Consider the following 2718-nt stretch of genomic DNA (forward strand, 5'->3'; position numbering starts at 1 on the left):
TCGGCGGCGTGGTCGGCGGGCTGGTCGGGCTTGCCTGCGCGATCTTGCCGGGGCCGGCACCGATCGCGCCGATCGCACCGGGCGGCGCGGACGGCGCGATGTGGAGCGCCGCGACGCTCGAACGCGGGCGCCAGATCGCGATCGCCGGCGATTGCGCGGTATGCCACACGGCGCCGGGCGGCGCGACGAATGCGGGCGGCCTTGCCCTCGACACGCCGTTCGGCACGATCTACACGACGAACATCACGCCGGACCGCGACACGGGCATCGGCGCGTGGTCGTATCCGGCCTTCGCGCGCGCGATGCGCGACGGCATCTCGCGCGACGGCACGCACCTGTATCCCGCGTTCCCGTACACCGCCTTCGCCCAGCTGAGCGAGCCCGACATGCTCGCGCTCTATGCGTATCTGATGTCGCAGCCGCCGGTGCAGCACGTGCCGCCGAAGACGAAGCTGCGGTTTCCACTCGACCGGCGCCGGCTCGTCGCGGGCTGGAACTGGCTGTTCCACGACGCGCGTCCGTTCGCGCCGGACCCCGCGCGCTCGGCGCTCTGGAATCGCGGCCGCTATCTCGTCGACGGCGCCGGGCATTGCGGCGCGTGCCACACGCCGCGCAACGCGCTCGGCGCGGAGAAGGGCGGGTTCGCCTATCTGTCCGGCGGCGAAGCGGAAGGCTGGATCGCGCCGCCGCTCGTCGCATCGCGCGCCGCGCCGGTACCGTGGACCGAGGCCGCGCTGTTCGACTATCTGCGTACCGGGTTTTCCGCGCAGCATGGCGTCGCGGCCGGACCGATGGCGCCGGTCGTCGCGGGGCTCGCCGCGCTGCCCGAAGCCGACGTGCGCGCGATCGCGCATTACATCGCCTCGCTGTCGCCGCCGGTCGATGCGGCGACGGCCGCCGACGCGGCGGCCCGTCACGCGCGCGGCGCGGAAGCAGTCGCGACGCTCGGCCTCGAAAACGGCCGCCGCGCGTTCGACGCCGCATGCGCGGTGTGCCACGCCGAATCGGGCGGCGTCGGCCATTTCGGCGTGCGTCCGCTGATGGGCCTGAACACGAGCGTGAGCCAGACGACGCCCGACAACCTGCTGCGCGTGCTCCATCACGGGATCGACCGGCCGGCGACCGACGCGCTCGGCTACATGCCGGGCTTTCGCGATGCGTTCGACGATCGGCAGATGGCCGAACTCGCCGCGTTCATCCGCGCGCGCTATGCGCCGGGACAACCGGCATGGCGCGATCTCGAGAAGGCGTCCGCACGGATCCGTCGCGAAGCCGTGCACTGACGGCGCGATGGCTCGCAGGCCGGCGCTGGGCACGTGCGGTCGGTCGGGCAAAATGACGGGCGATGCGCGACGAAGCGTAAATATTGCGGCGTGAAGCGCGATCGTTTAACCATTCGAAACAATGTGTTCACGGAAAAGGGCATGATCTCGGGCGATCGAGCAGGCATACTGTCGCCCATGTTGCCGAATGCCGTCGAAGCGACGCGCGCTTGCCCTTTCCCCATGTCCAGTCCTGCCTCTTTTCGAATCCTGCGAGGGTTGACCGTCGCGGCCGCCGCCAGTGTGCTCGCCGCGTGTTCGACCGCCTCCGACGTTGCCGCCACGTCGAACCCGAATGTCTTCACCGTGACGACGCGCACGCTCGGCGTGTCGACGTCGTGGGCCGACGCGCATGCGAAGGCCGTCAGCGAAGCGACGAACTACTGCGAGCAGCGCGGCATGCGCGCGAGCATGAAACAGGAGTCGCTGACCGGCGGCCGCCGCGTCGATGCGCGCTCCGAGCTGTCGTTCGAGTGCCACCCGACCTTCGAAACTGCGTCGAACCCGCGCGGCTGAGCGGCCGCGCGCCGGCCGCCCGCGCATGAGGCGGCGCGCCGCACACGAAGAGCTTTCCCCCGATTCCGACCGTCCCGCGATGCCGCGCATGCGCATCGCGGGTCAACGCACGCCGGTCGTCGGTCACGTGCCTGGCGGCGCGTACAGCTTCACGCACGCCGAGAAGTCGAGCGCCCCGAGCCCTTGCCGGCTCATCGACTGATAGAGCTGTTGCGCGAGCGCGCCCATCCATACCGGCTGCCGTGCGTGCCGCGCGGCGTCGGTCGCGAGCCCGAGATCCTTCAGCATCAGGTTCGTCGCGAAACCGCCCGTGTAGCCGCGCGACGACGGCGCGGCATCGCTGACGCCCGGATACGGGTTATACGTGTCCGAGCTCCAGCAGCGTCCGGTCGACGTGTTGATGATGCCCGCGAGCACGGACGGATCGATGCCGAGCGCGACGCCGAGCGCCATCGCCTCCGACACGCCCATCATCGAAATCCCGAGCAGCAGGTTGTTGCAGAGCTTCGCGATCTGGCCGGTGCCGGTGCCGCCGCAATGGACCACATGCTTGCCCATCGCGAGCAGCACCGGACGGATCTGCTCGAACAGTGCCGGCTCCGCGCCGACCATGAACGTCAGCGTGCCGGCCTGCGCGCCGCCGGTGCCGCCCGACACCGGCGCGTCGGCGAGCCGGCAGTCGCGCTGCGCGGCCGCGTCGGCGAGCGTGCGCACGGTGTCGGGGTCGATCGTGCTGCAGTCGATCAGCCACGCGCCGCCGCGCGCACCGGCCAGCACGCCGTTCTCGCCCTCGTAGACGCCGCGTACGTGCGCGGCGGCCGGCAGCATCGTGATCACGACCGTCGCGCGCGCGGCGGCCTCGCGCGGCGAGCGTGCCGCC

The 2718-nt window shown here is 71.3% G+C and carries 3 protein-coding genes; 2 read left to right on the top strand and 1 reads right to left on the bottom strand.

The features are described from left to right. Together HMPREF3115_RS19450 and HMPREF3115_RS19455 are read left to right on the top strand one after the other, a co-directional pair. On the top strand, positions 1–1283 hold a 1283-nt coding region (locus HMPREF3115_RS19450), incomplete at its 5' end, for a cytochrome c (protein WP_141751704.1). A gap of 222 nt (positions 1284–1505) precedes the next feature. Further along, positions 1506–1838 (top strand): hypothetical protein, encoded by a 333-nt coding sequence (locus HMPREF3115_RS19455; RefSeq protein WP_012467877.1) that lies wholly within the window; start codon positions 1506–1508, stop codon positions 1836–1838. 123 nt (positions 1839–1961) lie between these two features. On the opposite strand, the gene mmsB is transcribed toward HMPREF3115_RS19455, so the two are convergent. Beyond that, positions 1962–2718, bottom strand: a 757-nt coding sequence (gene mmsB / locus HMPREF3115_RS19460) for a 3-hydroxyisobutyrate dehydrogenase (RefSeq protein ID WP_070555647.1), incomplete at its 5' end; no start/stop codon positions are given.

The sequence above is a fragment of the Burkholderia sp. HMSC10F09 genome, from assembly GCF_001806955.1.
Taxonomy (GTDB): domain Bacteria; phylum Pseudomonadota; class Gammaproteobacteria; order Burkholderiales; family Burkholderiaceae; genus Burkholderia; species Burkholderia multivorans.